The organism is Streptomyces sp. AMJ-169 (assembly GCF_055597585.1).
Window position 1 is genome coordinate 14833 of sequence record NZ_JBVLTJ010000030.1, and the last position, 21766, is coordinate 36598.

Annotated in this window: 15 protein-coding genes; 12 read left to right on the top strand and 3 right to left on the bottom strand. The window is 67.6% G+C overall.

The genetic code is table 11. From position 1 onward, the window contains the following. Window positions 1–27 precede the first annotated feature (27 nt). A complete protein-coding gene (locus ACYUD3_RS38055; protein WP_470980935.1) occupies window positions 28–1359 on the bottom strand; it encodes a DNA-binding protein in 1332 nt (443 codons plus the stop codon). A 111-nt stretch (window positions 1360–1470) separates the two neighbouring features. On the opposite strand from ACYUD3_RS38055, the gene ACYUD3_RS38060 reads away from it, so the two are divergent. The 12 genes from ACYUD3_RS38060 to ACYUD3_RS38115 all read left to right on the top strand — a co-directional run bounded on the left by ACYUD3_RS38060 (window position 1471) and on the right by ACYUD3_RS38115 (window position 19849). After that, window positions 1471–1635: a hypothetical protein gene (locus ACYUD3_RS38060; protein ID WP_470980937.1), complete on the top strand. Its 165-nt coding sequence runs from the start codon at window positions 1471–1473 to the stop codon at window positions 1633–1635. A 15-nt stretch (window positions 1636–1650) separates the two neighbouring features. Next, entirely contained in the window at window positions 1651–2136 is a 486-nt protein-coding gene (locus tag ACYUD3_RS38065; RefSeq protein WP_470980940.1) for an ATP-binding protein, read from the top strand. A gap of 91 nt (window positions 2137–2227) precedes the next feature. After that, on the top strand, window positions 2228–3475 hold the full coding sequence (gene fxlM / locus ACYUD3_RS38070; RefSeq protein ID WP_470980943.1) for a methyltransferase, FxLD system: 1248 nt from the start codon (window positions 2228–2230) through the stop codon (window positions 3473–3475). A 65-nt stretch (window positions 3476–3540) separates the two neighbouring features. Beyond that, on the top strand, window positions 3541–3732 hold the full coding sequence (locus ACYUD3_RS38075; protein WP_470980946.1) for an FxLD family lanthipeptide: 192 nt from the start codon (window positions 3541–3543) through the stop codon (window positions 3730–3732). 81 nt (window positions 3733–3813) lie between these two features. After that, a complete protein-coding gene (locus tag ACYUD3_RS38080) occupies window positions 3814–6831 on the top strand; it encodes a lantibiotic dehydratase (RefSeq protein WP_470980948.1) in 3018 nt (1005 codons plus the stop codon). Between the two features lie 5 nt (window positions 6832–6836). Further along, the gene (locus ACYUD3_RS38085) at window positions 6837–7949 is read left to right on the top strand and encodes a lanthionine synthetase C family protein (RefSeq protein WP_470980951.1); all 1113 of its coding nucleotides are present in this window, start codon (window positions 6837–6839) and stop codon (window positions 7947–7949) included. A 24-nt stretch (window positions 7950–7973) separates the two neighbouring features. Further along, window positions 7974–8960: a thiopeptide-type bacteriocin biosynthesis protein gene (locus ACYUD3_RS38090; RefSeq protein ID WP_470980954.1), complete on the top strand. Its 987-nt coding sequence runs from the start codon at window positions 7974–7976 to the stop codon at window positions 8958–8960. A gap of 166 nt (window positions 8961–9126) precedes the next feature. Then, complete coding sequence (locus ACYUD3_RS38095) at window positions 9127–10353, top strand: helix-turn-helix domain-containing protein (protein ID WP_470980957.1); 1227 nt, start codon at window positions 9127–9129, stop codon at window positions 10351–10353. Window positions 10354–10408: 55 nt separating this feature from the next. Further along, a complete protein-coding gene (locus ACYUD3_RS38100; protein ID WP_470980960.1) occupies window positions 10409–11662 on the top strand; it encodes a restriction endonuclease-related protein in 1254 nt (417 codons plus the stop codon). Next, window positions 11659–14961, top strand: coding sequence for a hypothetical protein (locus ACYUD3_RS38105; RefSeq protein WP_470980963.1), 3303 nt, complete (start codon window positions 11659–11661; stop codon window positions 14959–14961). The genes ACYUD3_RS38100 and ACYUD3_RS38105 overlap by 4 nt, the downstream gene beginning before the upstream one ends. A gap of 91 nt (window positions 14962–15052) precedes the next feature. After that, window positions 15053–18037 (top strand): RNaseH domain-containing protein, encoded by a 2985-nt coding sequence (locus tag ACYUD3_RS38110; protein ID WP_470980966.1) that lies wholly within the window; start codon window positions 15053–15055, stop codon window positions 18035–18037. A gap of 615 nt (window positions 18038–18652) precedes the next feature. Next, window positions 18653–19849 (top strand): hypothetical protein, encoded by a 1197-nt coding sequence (locus tag ACYUD3_RS38115; RefSeq protein ID WP_470980969.1) that lies wholly within the window; start codon window positions 18653–18655, stop codon window positions 19847–19849. A 207-nt stretch (window positions 19850–20056) separates the two neighbouring features. Here ACYUD3_RS38115 and ACYUD3_RS38120 read toward each other — a convergent pair whose 3' ends face one another. Further along, window positions 20057–21292, bottom strand: a complete 1236-nt coding sequence (locus ACYUD3_RS38120; RefSeq protein WP_470980971.1) for a tyrosine-type recombinase/integrase — start codon at window positions 21290–21292, stop codon at window positions 20057–20059. Window positions 21293–21303: 11 nt separating this feature from the next. After that, window positions 21304–21609, bottom strand: a complete 306-nt coding sequence (locus ACYUD3_RS38125) for a helix-turn-helix domain-containing protein (RefSeq protein WP_470980974.1) — start codon at window positions 21607–21609, stop codon at window positions 21304–21306. Between the last annotated feature and the right edge of the window lie 157 nt (window positions 21610–21766).

Sequence of the window (21766 nt, forward strand, 5' to 3'; positions counted from 1 at the left end):
CCTGAGACGGCTCCGCCGTAACGCGGCTCAGCTCTCCAGCACGGCCACCGCTCCCGCGCCGAGCTGGTGCTGGGCGGCCAGGCGGCTGAAGTGCTCCAGACGTTCGCCCATCTCATTGGCGAGCGGTGTTCGGCGGAAGCGTTCATCGGCCAGTTGGCGGCGGACGCGCGCGGTGCGGGTCAGGAGGCCGGTGGCGCGCTGCTCGCCGGGCACGATCCAGACGCGGTCAAGGGCGTCGGCGGCTCCGTCGAGGTCTCCGCTGAGAAGGCGAGCCGCGGCGAGGTCCGCTGCCGCTCCGCCCACCACGCGCGCGGAGCGGAGTGCCTCGGGTTTGCCGGCCACCAGGTCGAGGGCGGTGCGGGCCGCGACCTCGGCCTGTGTGCCGTCGCCGAGCAGCAGGCAGGTGGAGCTGTTGGACATGGCCAGTCGTTCGTCGGGGAAGCCGAACTCCCCTCCTACGCCGTCGTGGAGGTCGTCGAACTCCCCGCGTCCCTCCCGGCGGGAGGCGTCGAGCGCTCGCTGGGCCGAGGCCGCGTCGCCTCGGTGGCCGTGGGCGCGTGCCTCGATGGCCGCCAGTCTGCGGCGCGCGACGTCACCGATCCCGGTGAACATCTGCGCGCGCTGGGCGAGCTGCGCCGCCTCGGCGGGGCGCCCGGAGAAGTAGGCGATGTAGGCGAGGGCGCCTCCGGCGAAGGCTCGTAGAGGGGTGAAGCGGGCGGTCTCGCCGTACAGGGCGGCGGCGCGCGCGAGGCGGGTGGAGCCGTCGAGGGAGCCGAGGTCGAAGGCCGCCGCGGACAGCAGCGCGCAGGCTTGACCGGCGATGATCAGCAGGTCCTCCTGCTGGGCAGGGACCTGGGTGCGGTCGCGGTGCTGTTCGGCCTCCTCTCTCAACTTCCTTGCGGTCTGAAGGACTTCGAACGCCGAGAAGGAGTGGTAGCGGCGGGCGAGTTCGGCGACGTCGTCGCGCAGTTGGTCGAGGGTGGTGTCGGAGATGGACGCGGAGGCGGCGGCGCCGGCCTCGCTTGATGCGTCGCGTGCGGTCATGTCGATCTCGTCCTTCAGGCTGAACGCGAGTGCGGGTGCGGGTGCGGGTGACTCGGGCGAGGGAGGCGACTGGAACAGGGCGGCGGCGCTGACGCCGAACATCTCCTCCAGCACCCGGCAGGCGTCCGGTCCGGGCAGTGTCCGGATGGTTCCCGCGGTCCAACGGCGGAACTGCGCCTCGGAGATCGTCGGGTTCGCGGTGCCCTTCTTGACGACCTTCTCGGCGGTACGGCCGAAGTGGGCCACGAAGTCGCTGTAGCGCCAACGGCGTTGGGCCACCAGGGCCTTGAGCAGCGTCCTGGGACGTTCACCCATCGTCGACCCCTCTCGTCCGAAGAAGAACACTGACCGCTGCCGCCGACCCCTCGGGCCCGCAGATCCCTCGCATGACAAGAGATCCCGCCACCCACCGAGCACGCAACACTCTTGGCGCAGACGACACTTCGACGCTACCTGCACGCGACGTCTCTCACCCGGAAGAGCGCCGGACGCTACCCGCTGGGTCATGGCGACGACATCCGCACCGGCCCCACTCTGTTCGCCATCACCGAGCGCGAAGACGTCAACGCCAGCGAGGTACGCGGTGCTTGAGGCTCCTGCCCGGTCATGTCCGTCTCTTCCCCCGGGAGTCTCGCCGTGATGCAGGAAAGCCCCCCACCTGCCCTCCGAGCGATCGCCGTCCCCCTGGAGCCCGACCCGCAGGCGACGGCGAGAGCGCGCAGGACGACGCGCGACACCCTGACGTCATGGGGCCTGCACGACCTGGTCGACGACCTGACCCTGGTCGTGTCCGAACTCGTGGCCAACGCCGCGCAGCACGGCAAGGGAACCATCGTGATGGTCTTGCAGCAGCGGAACGACGTACTCCTCGTCGAGGTCGCCGATGCCTCTCCCCGTCTGCCGGTCACGCGTGCGCGGTCCGCCGAGGACGAGTCGGGCCGTGGGTTAGCCCTGGTCGAGGCGCTCTCGGACGACTGGGGATGCCGGGCGCGGGCGCACCGTCGCGGTAAATGGGTGTGGTGCAGCCGATCGCTGAGTTCCCACGCTGTCAGGCACGTCGACCAGCCCGCACCTCTGGAGGCTGTGCCTTGACCGCCTCCGCACAAGACCGGCCCGCCGCCGAGTTCGCCGAACGCCTCGCCGCCGCCCCGGAGCCCAGACCCAGCCGAGAAAGAGAGAGCCCGTGAACAACGTCCCCGCCACGACCACCCACCCCGAGGAACCCCCCGCGTCGGACCAGCAGTCGCGCGACGCGATGGTCCGGGAGCTGATCGAGGTCGGTGCCGCCCGCAGCCCGCACGTCGTGGCCGCGTTCCGTAAAGTCCCCCGGCATCTCGCCACCCCGGAACTGGACCTGGCCACGGCCTACCAGACGGAGTTCGCCGCGATCACGAAGAAGGACGCCGACGGCGTGGCGATCAGCTCGGTGTCCGCCGCCCGCATCCAGGCCATGCAGATCGAACAGGCCGACCTCCGTCCCGGCATGCGGGTGCTGGAAATCGGTTCGGGCGGCGTTAACGCGGCCTACCTCGCCGAGATCGTCGGTCCCGAGGGCCTGGTCGTCACCCTGGACATCGACCGCGACGTCACCGAGGGCGCCGAGCGGTTCCTGACCGAGACCGGCTACGACCGGCAGGTCCGCGTCGTCACCGCCGACGGCGAATACGGCTGGGCCGAGGGCGCTCCGTACGACCGGATCGTCGTCACCGTCCAGGCCGCCGACATCCCGCCGGCCTGGGCCGAACAACTCGTCGAGGGCGGGCGGCTCGTCGTACCGCTGCGGATGCGCGGCATGACCCGTGCCGTCGCGCTCGTGCGTCACGGCGACCGGCTCGTCAGCGACAGCGTCGAGCTGTGCGGCTTCGTGCCCATGCGGGGAGCCGGCGAGAACCGCGTCAGCCTGGTCCTGCTCCACGACACCGAGGGCGAGGAGGTCGGGCTGCGCCTGGACGGCCACCCCGCACCCGACGCCGCCGGACTGCGCGCCGCCCTGCGCAGCCCTCGCATCGACGTCTGGTCCGGGGTGACGCTCGCCGGCGACGAGTCCAACGAGCACTTGGACCTGTGGCTGACGACCGTGCTGGACAACCTGCCGCTCCTGGCCGCGACACCGGCCGCCCGCGAGCGCGGCCTCGTCGCCTCGGCGTCACCGCTCGGCGTGCCCACGCTCGTCGACGCCGACAGCTTCGCCTACCGCACGGTGCGTCGTACCGAGGACCCGGACCGGTTCGAGCTTGGTGCCGTCGGCCACGGGCCGCAGGGCCGGAAGGTCGCCGACCGCCTGGTCGAGGAGATCCAGAACTGGGACCGCGAGCACCGCGCGGAGCGAGCACGGGTCGAGGTCTACCCGGCGGGCACGCCGGACGCACAGCTTCCCGCCGGCCGGGTCGTCGACCGGCCGCACACGCGGGTCCTCATCACCTGGCCGTAGCGCCGCGAGCGTTCGCCGACCAGGGGCACCAGACACACCCCACCCACCTGTAGGAGGAAACCGACATGGCACAGCAAGCCAGCTTCACGCTCAAGGCCGCCACGGACTTCACAGCCGCCACCGACGCGGACTTCGACCTCAGCATCGAGACCATCGCGTCCGCCCCGGTCATACCCGGTCTCCTGAACGACACCGGCGACGGCTGCGGCACGACCTGTCAGTCCGCCTGCTCCAACAGCACCTGCATCAGCGGCTGACCAGCGGGTGCGGGGGGGGGGGGAAAAAACCCCACCCCCCCCCCCCCCCCCCACCACCAAGACCATGAAGGAGGCACCGCGATGTACCGAGCCGTTGACGCGGTTCTGATCAGGGCGGCCGCACACTCCCTCGAGACCCCGGTGCCTCCCTGGCCGAGCCTGGACGGCGGCACCCCCGCCGACGTGGAGCGCTGGCGGGAGTGGATCGGCGAGATCTGGGCGGACGGCACCACGGCGGCGGCCGTCGAGGTCGCCAGTCCCCTGCTCGCCGAGACCGTGCGGGGTGTACTCGACGACCGCCGTGCCCAACGGCCCCGGACCGTCCGGCGTACCGTCATCTCGCTGGTGCGCTACCTGCTGCGGATGCGGCACCGTGCCACCCCCTTCGGCCTGTTCGCCGGCCCCGCGCCCGTCCGCCTCGGCGAGCGGGCCCGAGCCCGCTGGGGCACCCGCCATCAGGTTTTCGCCCGTGCGGACGCCGAGTGGCTCGCCGAGGTCGTCACCGCGCTGGAGGGGGACCTTGACGTGCTGCGACGCCTGTCCGTCGTGGCCGATCCGACCTGCTTCGTCCGGGGCACCAAGATCAGCGTGCCTCATCAGCCGGGCAATGACGGGCCCGCCGAGGTGGTCCTCCGGCGCACACCGGCTGCCGAGGAGGTGCTCCGCCTCGCCCGTACCCCGATCACGGTCGAGGACATCGTCGCCAAGCTGCGCGCCGGGTACCCCGATGCCGGCGCCTCCGCGATCGAGGACATGGTGCGCGGTCTCGTCGTCCACCGAATCCTCCTCACCGGCCTGCGGGCGCCCATGACCTGTGACGACGCGCTCGGCCACCTCGTTGCCCAGCTCGACGCCGTGGAAGCGCGTGAGACCGCTGACCGGCTCCGGCGCGTTCACCGGCTCCTGGCCCGGCACGACACCGCCCCGGCCGACCAGCAGCGGACGCTGCGCGCGGAGGCCACCCGGCGGATGACGGCGACGACCGGCGTGACCGAGCGGACGCTGGTCGTGAACCTGCGCCCCGACTGCGACGTCGTCCTGCCCACCACGGTCGCCCGGGAAGCGGAACGAGCGCTTGAGGTCATGGCCCGCGTCTCGCCGTACCCGACGGGACCGCCGGCCTGGCAGGACTACCGCGCCCGTTTCCTGGAGCGCTACAGCATGGGCGCCCTCGTACCCGTCCGCGACCTCACCGACCCCGACATCGGCCTCGGTTTCCCGGCCGGCTATCGCGGTTCGGTCCTCAGCCGCCCCGTCCAGGCCACCACCGGCCGGGACGAACATCTGCTTGCCCTCGCCCAGGACGCCGCCGTCAACCATGTGCGTGAGGTCGTGCTGACGGACGAGGACCTCGTCACACTCTCCGTCGGGGACGTCCGGCAGGTCCCCGCGCACGTAGAGCTGTGCTTCACCGTGCTCGCCCCGTCCCTCGACGCCCTGCGACAAGGCCGGTTCAGGCTGAGCGTCGCGGGCCTGTCCCAGTCAGCCGGCACCACGACCGGCCGTTTCCTGACCATGCTGGAGCCCGCCGACCGCGACCGTATGACCGCCACGTACGCGGCCCTGCCCACGCTCACCGCCGGTGCGGAGCGCGCCCAGGTGTCCAGCCCGCCGCTGCGGCTACGCACGCGGAACGTCAGCCGGGCGCCCGTGGTCGTCCCCCGACTGCTCTCGCTGGGCGAGCACGACCCGGCCGCCACGCTCGACCTGGACGACCTCGCCGTGACGGCGGACTCCCAGCGGCTCTACCTCGTGTCGCTGTCCACCGGCCTCCTCGTCGAGCCGTCGGTCATGAACGCGGTCGAACTCACCAACGCCACCCACCCGTTGGCCCGCTTCCTCACCGAGGTACACCGTTCCCACACCGCCGTGCTGGCCCCCTTCGTCTGGGGAGCCGCCGCCCGACTGCCGTTCCTGCCCGAGGTCCGCTCCGGCCGCACGGTCCTCTCACCCGCCCGCTGGCGGCTCCGCCCACTGGACGACAGACCTGGCTGGCTTCGCCGTTTCACCGACTGGCGCTGCCGCTACGGCGTGCCCCGTTCGGTCTTCCTCGGCTCCGACGACCAACGCCTCCGGCTCGACCTGGACCACCTCGCCCACCGGCAGTTGCTGCGCATGGAGCTGGCCCGCACCGGCACGGTGACCTTGCACGAGGCACCCGAGGAGGAGGCGTACGGCTGGCTGGGCCGCGCCCACGAGATCACCATGCCGTTCGCCTCCGGCCTGCCGCCCACTGATCGCCCCACGCAGACATCGACGATCGTCCGAAGGAACGCCGGGCGGCTGCCCGGTACCTCGCCGTGGGCGTACCTGAAGGTCTACTGCCACCCCGAGCGCGCCCCGGAGATCCTGACCACGGGGCTGCCCGCCCTGTTCCAGGACTGGGAGGGCGACGAGCCGCTGTGGTGGTTCACGCGGTACGACGACACCGGCACCCACTTGCGGCTGCGGCTCCGCCTGCCGGGGGCGCACAACTTCGGCGACATCGCGCGTCACGTCGGCGGCTGGGCGGCGACACTCCGCGACACCGGGCTGGTCAGCCGTGTCCAGTGGGACACCGACGAGCCCGAGACCGGCCGTTACGGCACCGGGCGGGTTCTGGAAGCCGCCGAGCTCGCCTTCGCCGCCGACTCCGCTGCCGCCGTCGCCCAGTTGCCCCTCGGGCTCCCGCCGGAGCTGCGTCCCGCCGTGACCGCGGCCAGCTTCATGGACATCGCTGCCGCCTTCACCGGCGGCTCGGTGGCCGGACGCCGCTGGCTGATCAAGCGGTTGGCGAAGTCCGAGGGCGTCGGCCCGCCGCGCCCCGTCCAGGACCAGGCGGTCCACCTGTCGGCTCCGGACGGCGACTTCGCGGCGCTGCGTGCGCTGCCGGGAGGACAGCGGGTCGCCGCTGCCTGGGCGCACCGCCGCGACGCCTTGGAGACCTACCGGACCGCGCTCGACGACAGCGGCACCGACCCCACCATGGTCCTGCCGTCCCTGCTGCACATGCACCACAACCGGGCCGCCGGCATCGACCCCGGCGGCGAGGCCACCTGCCGTCGCCTGGCCCGCACCGCCGCCCTGTCCTGGACCGCACGCACCGAGGAAGGGCGGTAGCGACCGTGGACACCGCCCTTAGGCAGTCCCTCGCCCACGGCCCCCTCGGCACCGCCCTGCTCCACATCGAACGCGCCCACCGGGGCACCGGCTCCTGGCAGTCCGTCCACCGCCAACTCGCCTCCACCGGCCCCCTCATCGACGGCGCCGAGGCGAACCTCTTCCTCGGCGCTCCCGCGATGGCGTACACCCTGCACCTGGCCGCCGCCGACAGCGACCGCTACGCGGGCGCTCTGTGCGCACTCGACCGGATCGTCGCCGAGCACACCCGGCGCCGACTGGCAGCGGCTCACGCTCGCATCGACCGCGGCGAGCCGACGAGTTTCGCCGAGTACGACCTTCTCCGCGGCCTGACGGGCGTAGGCGCTCTCCTGCTGCGCCGCCGCGACCGTCAAGTCGGCGAGCTGGAGAAGGTGTTGGAGTACCTGGTGCGCCTGACCGAGCCGCTCTCCGGCAGCCGCCTCGGCTGGTGGGTGGCCCACAGCCCCGTCAATCTCGGCTCACCCACCCCCGGCGGCCACGCCAACGCCGGGCTCACCCACGGCATCACCGGCCCGCTGGCCCTTCTTGCGCTCGCCGAGCTGCGCGGCGTCACCGTGCCCGGCCAGGGGGAGGCCATGCGGCGGATCTGCCGATGGCTGGACCGGATACGGGTGAGCAACCGTCAGGGAGTTCACTGGCCACGATGGACAAACGCGACCACGGCGGTCCACCAGCACTTGGACACGCCGTCCTGGTGCTACGGCACCCCCGGTATCGCCCGTGCGCAGCAACTCGCGGCTCTCGCCCTGGGTGACGCGGACCGCAAACGCATGGCCGAACGGGCACTTCTGTCCTGCCTGGCCGACACCCACCAGCTCGACAGGCTCACCGGCCAGGGGCTGTGCCACGGCGTCGGCGGTCTTCTGCGCACCGTCCAGCGCGTCGCCCAGGACGCCGACGAATCCGCCGCCTTCACCCGGTTCCTTCCGCAGCTCAGCGAGCGTTTCCTCGCCGCCGAGACGCCGACGGAAGCGGGGTTCCTCGAAGGCTCGGCCGGAGCTGCGCTCGCCTTCGAGGGCGTCAAAGCGGACGAGACTGTAGGCGGTGACTGGGATGCCTGCCTGCTTCTCGTGTGACAGGAGCTGAGAGGGGAGCGGCAGGTGGACCTGCACGACAGCAGAGTGGCTGAGCAAGCGGTCCTCGCCGTCCTGTCCGGAACGCCGGTCGAGGAAGTCTCCATCCGGCTGGATTCGTCACCGGGCCAGTTGGCCGAGGCCGTCGAGTTGTACCGCGCCGCTGGACGGACGGCGCTCGACGCTCGGTCAGCGTCCTCTGACTGGCAGCAGGTGAACATCGAGTTCACCGACTACCCGAGTGCCCAATCCGCCTTCCTCACCTACTTGTTGGCGCCTCTCGGTGAAGCGAGTGCCGTCGGGGAGATCCGCGCCTGGTGGTTCGTTCGCAAGTTCCCCTGTTGGCGGCTCCGGCTCGCCCATGGGCCACGGTCGCGGGCCGGGTACACGCCAGAGTGCCTCCGGGAAGCTCTCGACAGCGCGGTCTCGTGGGGTGTGGTGAGACGGTGGTGGCCGTCGCCGTACGAGGCCGAGACGGTGGCCTTCGGCGGGGCCGAGGGGATGAGGATCGCCCACAGCTTGTTCCACGCGGACAGCGTGGGAGTGCTCGACTACCTGCGTGACTCGGGGTCGGAGAATGGCGTCCCGCTCGACGCGAAGGCGACCTCGCTGATCATCACCAGCCTGTTCCTGCGCGCCGCCGGGCAGGAGTGGGGCGAACAGGGTGACGTGTGGGCACGTGTCGAAGCCAAGCGGCCTCTCCCTGATGATGTTCCGCCGGAGCGGGTGACGGCCATGACCGAGGCGGTGCGTGAACTCCTGGCCGCCGACACCGAGCCCGCCTTCGCTGTCGGCAACTCGCTTGTTCCTCTCGCCGGTTGGGCCGACGCGATGAAGCGCGGCGGCCAGAGCCTCGGGAACGCCGGTCGCGAAGGACGGCTCGCGCTCGGCACACGGAGCATCCTCGCCCGGCACGTCCTCTTCCACTGGAACCGCATGAGCTTCACGACGCGCCAGCAGGCCATTTGGGCACGGGCTGCGAGGGAGGCGATCCTCGGGGGAGAGGCTGGCTGATACCGACATGTAGCAAGGCACGCAGCAACCAAGACGAACCGGTTCCGGGTGGCCCAGCCCGGATGCCTTCCGAATGGGCGTCTACGAGAAGCAGGTAGCTGACTCGGTACCGTTCGAATCTGGGTGGTGGTTGCTCCGACCCGTCGACTGCGTTTTGCTGGGAGCCATGGCACAGTCCCTCATTCCTCAGGCTTTGGAACAGCAGCGTGGGTTTCGAGGCATGAGCGTGCAGGAGTTGGCCAAGGCCACTGGTGTCTCCCCTGAGTCCGTGCGGCGCTGGGAGGCGGGAACTCAAGCGGTAGGCGACCGAACTTTCGGGCGTCTCCTGAAGGTGCTGCGCTGTGACGCGCAAGACCTGACAGCAGGCGAACGGGGGACCGAAACACTGCAGGATCTACGTCGCCGGGCAGGTATGAGCGCCCCCGAGGTCGCTTCGCTCCTTCGACGCAAGCGGGCCTCGCAAGGTCTCCACATCAGCGCCAAGAAGGTTCGTGACCTTGAGCGTGGCCGCCCAGTGAGCGGGCGGGATTGGCTGTCCCCTGAAACTCAGGGCAAGGTGGCTCGGATGCTGGCCCAGGTCTATGGAATTTCCGACCGTGTAGTCATTGACGCCTGGCGCCGTACCCGCCCGAACGACCCCGCCCCCGCACTTCCGGTCCGTCAACGTCGCAACACATCCGAGACGGCAATGACAACCTGGCGCGAGCTCAACGAGCGACAACGCAGCTACCTGACGTGCATCTTCCACCAGGACCAGGAAGCAGAAGAGGAACAGCGCCAGAATCGCTATGCAGGGGAGGCTCAGCGGCCTGCTGCAGCATGGCGTCGGCTGACCTTGGCCCTCAGTGCTCCAGCCGACCTTGTCGGCTTCACCCGCATCCAAGAGCGGCTCCGGGAGGCCGGCATTCACGATCCGGGAACAGGGTCATCCGTGAGCGCGCTGGACAGGCGGGGCCTGATCACCGTTTACCGAGATCGTCTATATGTCGAAGGACTAGGGGATGTTCCTCGTACGCGCGTAGAGATGACTCGGCGCGGCCGAGCGGTCGCACGCGCAGCGCTCGGAGTCACGCCTGTTCCAGCACCACCCGCAACGCTGCTGTCACCGTGGCTGTGGAAAATCGTGGTTCGTGTCGCGGAGGCAGGGGTGCAAGGCGTGGACGGCAGCCTCGCCGGACGGGGACCGCACTACCTTGCCGTCGGCCAGAGTCCCGACGGGCGTACACCCAGCCGAGGCTTCATTGTTCTGCGCCTCCCTGACGGGGCGGACCACGGGGCGTACCGCTGGTTCCTCACCGATTCCGGGCGACGTCATATCGCCGACCACATCGACACCTACCGCTCTTTGTACCCGAACGTCGAAGTCGGCTGCATCGCAGCGGAGTTCTCATGATCGACTGAGTGATTTCCAGGCCCATTGTCAGTGCCGTGTCGTAGCCTCCCTGCCAATGATGCGACACGGAGACTCGACCACGGTCCAGCAAACCCACGTCCTGCTGGAAATCGTCAAGGCATTCGCGGTGTGCGAGCACGCGATGGCCGTTGGTGACCTGAGCGGACCCCAACGTCTGGACCGCCTCATGGAAGCCCACGGGATCCTGATGGCCGCATGCGGGCCCGGCCACCACATCCCCTTCGACGAACTGATGGGCAGACTCACCGGTGAACGAGCGGGTTCTCTCGAGCGGCTACTGCCAGAATGGATCAACGCCGACGAACTGGCGGGCGTACGGCTGTTGGAGAGCGACGGCGTCGCAACCGAAGAAGGCTTCGACTTCCGGCATGAGGCGCAGCGTGTCATGCGGGCCGCGCAGAAAGTCGGGAAATTCAACGGCCAGGTGACCAAGCCCAAGCTGGATGACGAGTACAGCCAGGAGTCCGTCTTCAGCGCGATCAAGGGCCCGTTCTACGAGAGGCACCGCAGGACGTTGGTCGAGAATCCGACCGTCCCGAGGAAGGACCTCGCCGCCCTCAACCTGCCGTCCCGTGCGAACGATTTTTATGGGCCAATCTCCCAGTACGGGCAGTACAACGGCTGGTGGTGGCCTTGCCCGGCCTGTCAGTGGCCGATGAAGGTGACGACAGACCGATCCAGCGGGCGCATTCGCGGGCAGGTGCGCTGCCTGTACCCCTGGCATGAGGAAACGGGCGCGTCTTACGAGTTCGTCGTGACTACTCGCCGTAAGACAGCTCCCGAGTTGAGCCCGACGTTCGAGTGCCGGGTGCCATCAGGGCGATTTGCTCAGCTGTGGACCGGTGCTGTTCCGCTCGTGCCGGAGGCCAGAGCGGTGCTGGAGACGGTAGCGCTGGTGCGGCCGGTATGGCGATACACCGTTGTGCCCGGGCTTCCCGAACTGGCTCTTCATCGGGCCGTCTCAGCCAGCCTCGACGGCACTCCCTGGACTTCGCATCTGTGGCCCAACGGCGATCAGTGTGACCTGTGGGTAACTCATGAGAACAACGATGAGCCTCGGTTCATGGCCGACTTCAAGGACTACACCTGGCCCAATCACCTGGTCAGCAAACTCGACATGGATGGCGGCGACCGGGGCGGGGCTGAGTATCTGGTGGTGCCCGACCATCGCAAGGAGCAGGTCGATCAGCTCAACGCAGTGTGCCGCAGACACGGGATGAAGGCGGCAATGACTGCGACGGACTACCTGGAGATGGTCGTCAAGCACGTCAAGGGAGGCCAGGCATGAGCGGGGACATGACAGGGGCGGAGGCCGGCCTCGCCGGAGCGCTCGCGCTGGCAGCGCACTACTTCCCGCGCAAGGACGACGAGGGACACGTTCTGGCAGGCTTCGAGGAGGCAACGTTCTTCGCTCACCGCAAGCCGCAAGCCTGGTCAGAATGGCCGAACTTGCCCGTCGCCGAACGAAACCTGATCCGCCAAGTGATGACCTTGATGGCTCAGGAGTGGACGGACACGAAGAAGCTCAGGGCCTCGGTGCTGGCCATGCTCGGAGTTCTGTCGTCCGAGCCGGACATCGAAGACCGCTCGGGAGGCTCGCTGCGTTTGCCGCCCGGAGAACCATACCTGGCAGAAGCAGCGATCCCCCGGATGGGAGGTGACTTCCTCGGGTACGTGCAACGCGTCACCGGCCCCTTCTTTACCTTCGGCAAGCGCCCCAAGGCACAGGCATTCGCCGGCCCTGGAAAACTGAAGACGAGGACTGCCTACCTGGGCCCGGAGCACGGCACAACCAGCCGGGAGATCCACATCCCGGCAACGCCGGGCTTCCTGGAAGCACCCGGACACGAAGTCCTGCCTCAGGTGCACACCCGCCCACAGCGCGACCGGGTCGCACCGACCGTGGATCAGCTGTTGGAGGTCGCCAAGACGCTCAGCGGGCAGGACAAGCGCGTCCGCTACCTGCACAAGGTGCTCAAGCGGTTCTTCAAGAGCATGAAGACGACGACGGGGGCGCTGACCGAACTTGACCTGACTGCTGGCGATCTGCAGCTGCTCAACGCTCCCACAGGAAGCGGCAAAACCGTCCTGGTGAGGGTTCTGGCCTCCTGGGCCGCTCTGAACGACCGCCGCATCGCTCTCGCCGTCACAGACGTCCGGGCCACCCTGGAGATGGCCTGGGACATCAACAACGATCTAGCCTATCTCCACAAGATCAAACGTCTCACCGAGCCCACTCACTGCACGCCCTTGATGTCCCCGTCAAGCATGCACCGGCGCGCCATGGACTACGCAGCCCTGGGCACCTCCACCCAGATCGATGAGTGGGACCGTCACGCCAGGACGGACATCAGCCTTCTGTCGACCGGATGCGCGCAGCGGGCGCTGATGGACCCGCCCACCCTGTACCCCCACGGGGAAGAGAACTGCACCTCGCTGACCTCAGAGGCCACTGGCTCCAACCGGCTGACCTGTCCGTTCGCACCGACGTGCGGCAAATTCCACCAGTTCTACCAGGCCACCAACGCGGCAGTCATCGTCACCAACCACGCAAACCTGCTCGAAGGCCGCACTCGCATCGGTGTCGTGCTGGACGGGCAGGAGTTCCGCGGTCAAGCGCGCGGCACCCGGGGCATGAGCGTCCTGGAGATGACCCTCCGCTCCTGCGATGCACTGGTGATCGACGAGATCGACGCCTTCCAGACAGCAGCGATCAGTCGCTGTACCTCGGAAATCACTCTCGCGTCCCGGAAGAGGACAACCGCACTGCGGGAGATCGACTCCGACGCGAAGAACCTTCCCGTTGTCCACGAGATGGGGCTCGTCTCACCAGTCAGCCATGCCCGCCTCATGGCCGAGATGCTGCTGCTGTGGCTCTGCTCCGGACGTGGGCTGAAGCTGAATCCCGGCAACGAAACGGACGGCCCTGACGGCGCCAGCCGTGACAACACCGGGTGGCGTCTGGCCCACTCACGGGACCGCGAGATTCTCCAGATCCTCTTCCCCGAAGCGACTGCGGCCGAGGACATCCCGCCCGAGCTGTTCGCCTTCCTCAACGAGATCATGCCCGCCCGCTGGTACGGCTCTGAGCCGGAGGAGGAAGAGTTCGACTTCCCCAAAGGCGCGGACTGGGACGCCGTTCAGACCGCCCTGATGACGCTCACAGCGCAGCGCGGCCAGGACCATCTCACGGACACTCGCGACGAGATGCGCAAGCTTCTCCTCGGGCTCGTACCCGACGCACACCAGCAGGCTGCTGTGATCAACCTGCTGGTCACCCGGACAGTGCTGCGCGAACTCGACGGCGCACTCGACGAACTGCGCGCGCAGGCACAGACCCTGCGCTACCTCGACCTGGGCTCGGTCCGCAAAATCCTTGAGACCATGCGCAGCAGCACAGTGGCCACTCTGTATCCCTTGGCGATGCTAGGCCGCTCCATCCACGGCTACCAGGTCAAGGGCATGGACAACAAGGAGAAGGAAGCCGAGCTCCTCTCCCGCTCGTTCGGAGGCGATCCGCATACGTTTGTTTCCGAACTCGGCGGCCTCACGTCGCTGTTGACCGCCGGCGTACAGCGGCCCGTCATGGGGCTGTCGGCCACCGCCTACCTGCCACAGGCCGTGCAGGAGCACATCCACGCCCCGGTGCGATGGTGGCTGCCCGATACACGCCCCGAATCCATCGTCACCCTCGCAACTCCGGTACGCAGTGGCGCGGGCGATGCGATGCGTATCGGTGGTCTGCCACCAGAACTGAAGCCCAACGCCTTGCGAGATCTCGGGCGGGGACTCTACGAGCAGCAGCTCGCCCGCCGCTTGGCCCACCTGGAGAGGCGGGAGCCGGAACGAGCCCGTGTCATTCTCACCGTCAACTCCTACGAGCAGGCCGCCCACCTCGCTTCCGGGGTAGCGCAAGCCGACGGCCTGAACCACCGAGTCTGCCTGCTCGTGAAGAAGGCCGAGAAACAGAACTACGAGGAGAATCTGCCTTCTCACGTAGACAGGATGGTCCGCGAGGAACTGAAGGACTTCCCCGACCGCGGGGAAATCCTGATCGCCCCCCTCGCTGTCATCGGACGAGGTCTGAACATCGTCGTGGGCACACGCTCCGCAGTCCGCGACATCTACCTCTGTGTACGGCCCGTCCTCAGCATCGAGGACACCGACTGGCTGCACGCGAGCGTCAACGCCGCCGGCGTCAACACCCTCCCCGTCGGCGGCAGTGACACCCCGCTGGCCGAGTTGCGCAGCGCCCAGGAAGCCTCCTGGAAACAACTTTCGAAGATCCTCCGTTCCCCGGCCCGGTTCTCCAACATGGACCACGACCTGCGCAAGGAACTTGTCGCAGGAATGCTCGTCCTGCTCATCCAACTCGCCGGACGAGCCCGCCGAGGCGAGACCGACATGACCCTGCACATCGTGGACCACGCCATCCACGACCAGAAGTTCAGCTCCGACCTGGCCACGATCATCAAGCAGATCTATGCCGACTGGAACCCGGAGCAGCGCGCGATCATGAATGAGCTCTACGGTCAAGCACTTCAGGCGTTTCTCACCTACGCAGGACTCGATCGCGAGATGCTCTGAACGACCTACGTCTGCCCCCGTCCTTCCCCGGCGCAGGCGGGGGCTGCTTTCCTGTCCGGGAGAAGAGTCGAGAGAAGAGGTAAGACCGTCCATGGGGCGTCGCAACACGCAGCGGGATCTCACCGCGCACACCACATCGATCAAGTGCACCCCACAGCTCCTGGACGGCATGACCGCCCTGGTCTGGGAATTCGGTGACTACCACTCGCCAACGCGCAGGGCCTGGCGCGACCTGGGGAGCACGGCCGCCCGCAACAGCAAGCGGATAACGGGCATACAGGACTCCGACCCCTTCCTGATTCCATACTCCATCGCGGTCACCGTTCTCCAGCAGATCACCGACGGGTACGTGTACCTGGACAGAAACCTGGCGTTCATGGTGACGCTCAGCCCCGTGGAACCCGGCGTCCTCAAGAACGTCTTCGTCTACCTGGAAGGGATCGTCCGCAAGATCCCTCTCGATGAAATCCCGTTCATGGAAGAACCCGCCCTGGCGAAACTGGTAGCCGGTGTCACGCCGCAGTCGCTCAGTCTCGCCGAGAACATCCTCGCCCAGCAGAACGGCAGACCAGCCAGCCCTGACAGCTGGGCCTATGAGGCGGTGAAGTGGCATATCGCGAAGAAACTGGCCGCTAAGCCGCTCCTGGACACGGAAGTGGAACCGGTCCGTGAGCCGTACGAGACGAAAGACGGCGTGCCGAAGGAACGCATCGTCAACTGGCAGCCGTCCACCAACACCGCGGCCGTGTACTACCGACCCGACAGTGACGGCGATCTGATCGCATGGGACCACCCCATCGGCCCGCTGTTCGCCTCCCTGGCCCACCCCGTCAACCTCAGCGAAGCCGCCACCGCCCGTCCCAACGACCCCACGAGGGCGCAAGTCCAGTACGCCATGTCCCGCGTCTCGGTGAAGATGGCCACCTACACCGCCGAGCCCAACCCCGTCCTGAACCTGAACGCACACATCCGCCGCGTCAACAACACCGTGGTCCACGCGCGCACTGCCTTGCTCGATCAAGGGACGGAGCGCCCCCTGCTGTCCCTCTCTCTGGACGGATGGGGCCTGCGCCAGGCGAACAAGCACGCGCTGGAGATCCTGGCGAAACTCGACGCCGACCGGACAGCGCTCACGGCGTTGGAGGAACGCGTTGCCGACGAACGCCACCGCCTGAACCTCAGGGACGAAGACGGCAAGAGGATCGACATCCTCACACCCGCGCCCGGCACCATCCGGCCGACCATGCCCAAAACGGACTCCTTCGCCGTCGGTACTGGCGCCGGCATCTACCAGCTCTCTCTTCTCCAGGACCAGATCCGGCGCGCCTTCGGCGACGCCGTCTCTCTGCTCGAGCTGAAGTCGAAGGGGAATGTCTTCGGCAAGCGGCACCACGAACCTGCCACCTCGACGCAGGAGAAGGAGAAGAAGAAGCGAAAGAGCGACGGGGATTACATCGACCTTATCGGCAATCCCTCGCCCGACAGCATCCGGCGCTCTATCGAAACAGCCGGCTACACCAAACTCCGCATCCTGTGTCTCTGGTACCGGGACGAGACCCTCACGCGCATGATCCATGGTCTCGCCCACCCCTACGGCCTTGACCCGGAACACATCGACCCCGACCCCAACGGGAAGGACACCACGCCTCTCGCGGAGGGCATCGAGGCAGTCTTCTGCAACGCCAAGGCTTTGCTGGAGCACGGCCCTGGTAAGGAGAGGGCCTCGGACGTCGAGGCCCTCATCAGCCAGTTCGCAGAGCCAAGCGTGCTCCTCGCAGCCTGGTGCGAGACGGAACTCCCCGTCCGCGGGGAAGAGCACGAAGGCATGAAGCCCGCCGAGGTGAAATCCGCCCTCGCCGAGAATGACGCCAAACACCAGGTGGTACGGGAGCTCGCAAAGGCGGCAGTGCCGTCTCAGTTCTTGGTAGGCCGCACGTACGACGCGTTCACCAAGACGTTCAGCACCATCAAGAAGCCCGCTGCGGCGTTCGAAGACCACCGCGTCTACATGGGACAGCTGGACCTGTACCGCTCGTGCGGCGTGATCGACGACCGGTTCGAACGTGCTCTCTACCCTGAAGACGACCCGTATCCGTTGCCCCGCATGGCCTTCGTGGGCATCCACATCCGCAAGCAGGCCACCGATCGCAAGTACAAGGGACAGCCCAAGAGGATCATCACCGCCACCGCGGTGATCCCGTCCCGCAAGGCCGGCGAGACCTGGCGCATGATCGGTTGGAGCAATATCCACCCGCAGTGGGAGCACTACGCGCGGGCGCAGAGCAATTTCCACGCCTCCAACTACCCTCTGCACACGCAGGACGGCCAAGGCGAAATGCAGCGCTGGGCACAGGCCGGCGACGACGTCCGTACCGCCCTCCAAGACCTCAGCGACGAGCTCGATGGGCTCCCGTACGCCCTGATGATCGACGGCCACGCCAGCCGCCGCGTGTGGCCCGGCCTCCACAACAACAAGCAGGGTCTCACCCCGGACCCGGACGACCCCCGCCTGTGGCTTCCAGGCAGCGGCCTGCCTGCCTCCTGGAACCCCGTCAGCATCATCCGCATGAATTGCGCGCAGGCCGAGATGCCACGACTCGTCTCCGTCACCGAGAAGCTGAAGAACGGCACCACCAAGCCGCTCAAGACCTCCAGCGACCTCTACTACCCGGAAGACCGTCCCGAGGGGCATCCGTGGTTCCTGTTCACCGAGCCCCGCAACTACGGCAAGAAGCGCCACGGACAGTGGAAGACCCGCTGGCGCGCCGACCCGGGCAAGGCGTCAAAGAACGCTGACGAGCGCAAGGAGAACGAGCTGAACTCCCCCTGGTACAGCATGACCACGCGCGAAATCACGCCGATGTACACGCGCGAGGGGTACGAGCGCGAGACCCTCGCCGTCGCCGCAGCTCGACTCAGCCATCAGGCACTCTCGTGGTCCGACCGAACCCGCTACCCTGCGCCACTTCACGCCGCACTGCAAATGGACCTTGGCCATCCCCAGTTCCGGCGCTCCGAGCCCAAGGACCAAGAGAGCATCGAGATCCTCAAGGAAGCCTGCGGTACCGACGTGTAATCCGACGCCATCCCAGCTCCCCTACTGGCTTGGCGAGCCCCGAGAACTCTTAGATGATCATGGAAGCCGGGACTGACTGGTCTCAGTTCCGGTCTCATTCACCCCCGTCCGGGCTCGTCCGCACGAAGTCACCCCGAACGCTCCGCCGCAGCTCAGGACATCTACGACCCCCACCGAACCCCCACACGAACATTTGGAAAGCGTGTTGGGGGCAACCCCTCACGAGTTCGAATCTCGTATCCTCCGCCAGTGCCTCACCGGGCACGATGTCGAAGGGCCTCACCGTTCACGGTGGGGCCCTTCGACGTTGAGGGGCGCAGTTTGGGTTGCAGTTGGCGCGATCAAGCTCGAGTGGTCGGCGCGCACCACGGCACTGAGGTGGACGATCCCAGCGGAAGCACATCGAGACCATCAGACCGTCGCGAGCTGCGGTCTGCCAGGACGCGATTGCCTGTCTGGCTGCCGCCAGATGACGAGAACCCGCCGGCCACATCTGGGTGCGATGAGAGCACTTCGTGTCCACCCCTGTAGGTATGCTCCCGGCACTGGTGGCTGACGTGGCAAAGGACTTACTGCCGCCGCAGTCGTCCCGTCGCCGGACCGCGGGGGAGGACCTTGGTGATCGATCTCAGCAACTACGAGCTGACCTGGCCCGCCGCCTTGTTCGCTTCCGAAGCCAACCGCGTGGCGTCGTCCGGTCGTCGGGACTGGACGTCGAGGGCTGAGTGGCTTCTTACCGAGGCGTTCCACGGAGGTAGTGCCTGCTCCGACTTCGAAAGCCTGCCAGCCTCTGCTCCTCGAGCCGACGACCCGTGGGGCCAGTCCGACGCCTCTCCCTGGGGGAAGCCTCCTGTAGTCACGCAGATGTCGTGGTTCCGCGAACTGATTGATCGAGTCGGCGAGCTACGACCATATGCCGAGCCGCGACCCTATTGGCCACATCGCAAGGGCATAGCCAGTCCTGCGGAGCCTCCGCATCCCGAGGCAATACGCCTTGACTTCGTCCGCATCGTGATGGAACTGCATAAGAGCGGATATCTGGTCGAGTACTTCGGTGAGGAGTGCGTCGATGTCGACGAGGAACTTCCAGATCCAGCCAATGTTCTGGAGCTGCGTCTCGGCATCGGCGGTCTCTGGCCGCTTAGGCCCCAGGAGTGGGACGAGGACACCTTCTTCGGCCTCATAGAGGTGTTCCACGATCTCGTTTCTCGGCCGCGTGATCGCCATTTCCACAACTGGGATCAATGCGGCTGGCACCACCGAGAGTTCCACAGCGGACCCGCACGAGTGCTGTACCGCTGGAGGATAAACCGCCTGCTCGAACGATCTGGCCTGCACTATCGCCTTGCCGACGAGGGGGAAGACCAAGGCAGACTGGTGGCAGTCACAGACGAGGCTCGGGCTGACCTAGTGCACCGGAGCCTCGCCGTCCCCGACCCCGACATCAGGCAGCGCACCGAACACGCCATCGCCCTATACCGCAGCCGGAATGCCTCGACCGAGGAAAAGCGTTCTGCAATCATCGCTCTCGCAGGCATCCTCGAGGAACGTCGCGGCTTGATCCGCACCGAGTTGGGAAAGCCCGACGACGGCGCCCTTTTTATGATTGCCAACAAGTTCGAGATTCGTCACCGGGACGCCTCACAGCAGCAGGATTACGACCCTGCCTTTCTCGACTGGATCTTCTGGTGGTATCTAGCGACTGTGGAACTAAGCACGACCCTTGCGCAACGTCAGGAGCGAGTGCCTGCGTCTACGCTATCTATCCCTGCCGGGAGGGCCGTGGCGACCAACGATGCATCAGGTCGATAACAGGACCCATGCCGGGTAGATGCAGGATCCCAGGATCATTCTCCTCGCGCCGACACAGCCATGATCCCACCGAGATAAATTGAGCTGACGCGTGGTGAGTGAATCGCCCCAATCGGCTCTTTCATCAACGAGCAGAGCTCGGTGGGCGGGACGGCAGGAGGGTGAGGACACTCGCCCTCGATATCCTCACCCTCAGCCTGGCCACGATCAGCCGACAGGCGACTCCTCGGGCAGGGGCCACAGCAGGCCACCGATCTTGTCCGCGGTGTCCGTGAGCACCCGGTTGGTGAGGTGCTGGTAGCGGCGGCGCATCCTGGCGGACTTGCCGGGTTCCCAGCCCATGATCGCGTCGACGACCATGTCTGAGATGCCGAGGATCAGCAGCACGGTCGCCGCCGTGTGACGGGCGTCGTGGAGACGGCCCGTGCGCAGGCCCGCCGCCTTGAGGAGATCCTTCCACTCGTGGTGGTCGGTGTTCGGGTTGAGAGGCTCGCCGGTCGGAGAGGTGAAGACGTATCCCTTCTCCGTCCAGAGGTCTCCGGCCAGTCGCCGTTCGCGCTCCTGCTCACGCCGGTGATGGAGGAGGAGCTGCATCAGAGGTTCGGGGATGCCGATAGGCCGATGTCCAGCGCGGGACTTGGTGTCCTTGGTCTCACGTCGGATGTTGACCTTCTGGGGGCAGTAGCCGGGCTTGCGCCCGCAGCGGTTGCCGCAGCCGTGCTCGTACCGGGGCCGTAGCCGGTTGCGGTGGACCGTGATGACCCGCAGCTCGAAGTCGACGTCCGTCCACTTGAGCCCGAGGACCTCGCCCTGACGCAGTCCGAGTGCCAGGGATATGACCCAACGCGCCGGGTGTCGGCTCTTGTTGGCCAGGTCGAGGAGCTTCTGCACCTCCTCGACCGTGTAGGGCTCGACCTCTTCCTCCTCCAGGCGCGGCGTCTTGGCGACGGAGGCGGGGTTGACGGTGAGGTGACCTCGGCGTACCGCCTCGTTGAGGGCTGTGCGCACGGTGCGGTGGACTTGGTGCGCGGTACCGGCGGCGCTGCCGACCTTCCGCATCTTGGCGTAGAAGCGCTCCAGGTGCTCGGGCTCCAGCTTGGGGAGGCGGTGCGCGCCGAGGCCGGGGATGAGGTGGTGGTAGACGGCGACGCGGTAGCCGTCGATGGTGTTCTCGCTCACGTGTGGTGCTGCGATGTTCTCGACCCAGTGGGTCAGCCAGGTCGTGACGGTCCAGGTCTGCCCGGCCTTGCCGACGGTGCCGGAGTCGCGCTTGCGTTCCAGTTCGCGGACCGCCTTGGTGGCGTCGGCTCGGGTCTTGCGCTTGACGTGGCGTCGGTCGGGCTTGCCGTCGTCCTTGACGCCGACGGTCACGTAGCCGTGCCACTTGCCGTCCTTGCCGAGGAAGATCGAGGAGGCGCCGTTGGGCTGGCGGGAGTTGGCCATGTCCGCCCCCTTCAGGCCGCGAGGGCGACGATCGGGGCGGGAGCCTGGGAGCGGCTGACGAGGTAGGCGGCCAGGGCATTGGCAGGCACTCGGCGCAGGCGGCCGATGCGGACGGAGCCGACCTCGCCGGAGGCGATGAGCGCGTACATGGTGGTGCGGCCGACTCCGAGGCGGCGGGCGGCCTCCTCCACGGTGAGCGCGGCGAGGGTCGCGTCAGGGGTGGGTGCCGTGTGTTCCAGCACGAGGGTGCGGAGCCGCTGCTCGGGGACGCCGAGCGCGTCGGCGATGCGGGTGAGCGGGGGCAGGGTGGTGGGCATGCAGGATCGCCTTTCGGCGGTCACGGGGCAACGCGACCGCTGGACTGTCCGGGATGGGCGGTGGGCTTGGATCGGTGTCCGCGCTGGTGGCCCCCGGTGCTCGGCAAGGACGCTGTTGGTTATTTCGGGGGCTCGCGTGACGTCGGCCTTCAAGACC

What these genes read in the sequence shown, in the direction of transcription:
- ACYUD3_RS38110 (WP_470980966.1), top strand. Translation starts at nt 15,053, where the DNA reads ATGGGGCGTCGCAACACGCAGCGGGATCTCACCGCGCACACCACATCG.
- ACYUD3_RS38065 (WP_470980940.1), top strand. Translation starts at nt 1,651, where the DNA reads ATGTCCGTCTCTTCCCCCGGGAGTCTCGCCGTGATGCAGGAAAGCCCC.
- ACYUD3_RS38100 (WP_470980960.1), top strand. Translation starts at nt 10,409, where the DNA reads ATGATGCGACACGGAGACTCGACCACGGTCCAGCAAACCCACGTCCTG.
- ACYUD3_RS38080 (WP_470980948.1), top strand. Translation starts at nt 3,814, where the DNA reads ATGTACCGAGCCGTTGACGCGGTTCTGATCAGGGCGGCCGCACACTCC.
- ACYUD3_RS38095 (WP_470980957.1), top strand. Translation starts at nt 9,127, where the DNA reads ATGGCACAGTCCCTCATTCCTCAGGCTTTGGAACAGCAGCGTGGGTTT.
- ACYUD3_RS38075 (WP_470980946.1), top strand. Translation starts at nt 3,541, where the DNA reads ATGGCACAGCAAGCCAGCTTCACGCTCAAGGCCGCCACGGACTTCACA.
- ACYUD3_RS38055 (WP_470980935.1), bottom strand. Translation starts at nt 1,359, where the DNA reads ATGGGTGAACGTCCCAGGACGCTGCTCAAGGCCCTGGTGGCCCAACGC.
- ACYUD3_RS38125 (WP_470980974.1), bottom strand. Translation starts at nt 21,609, where the DNA reads ATGCCCACCACCCTGCCCCCGCTCACCCGCATCGCCGACGCGCTCGGC.
- ACYUD3_RS38105 (WP_470980963.1), top strand. Translation starts at nt 11,659, where the DNA reads ATGAGCGGGGACATGACAGGGGCGGAGGCCGGCCTCGCCGGAGCGCTC.
- ACYUD3_RS38120 (WP_470980971.1), bottom strand. Translation starts at nt 21,292, where the DNA reads ATGGCCAACTCCCGCCAGCCCAACGGCGCCTCCTCGATCTTCCTCGGC.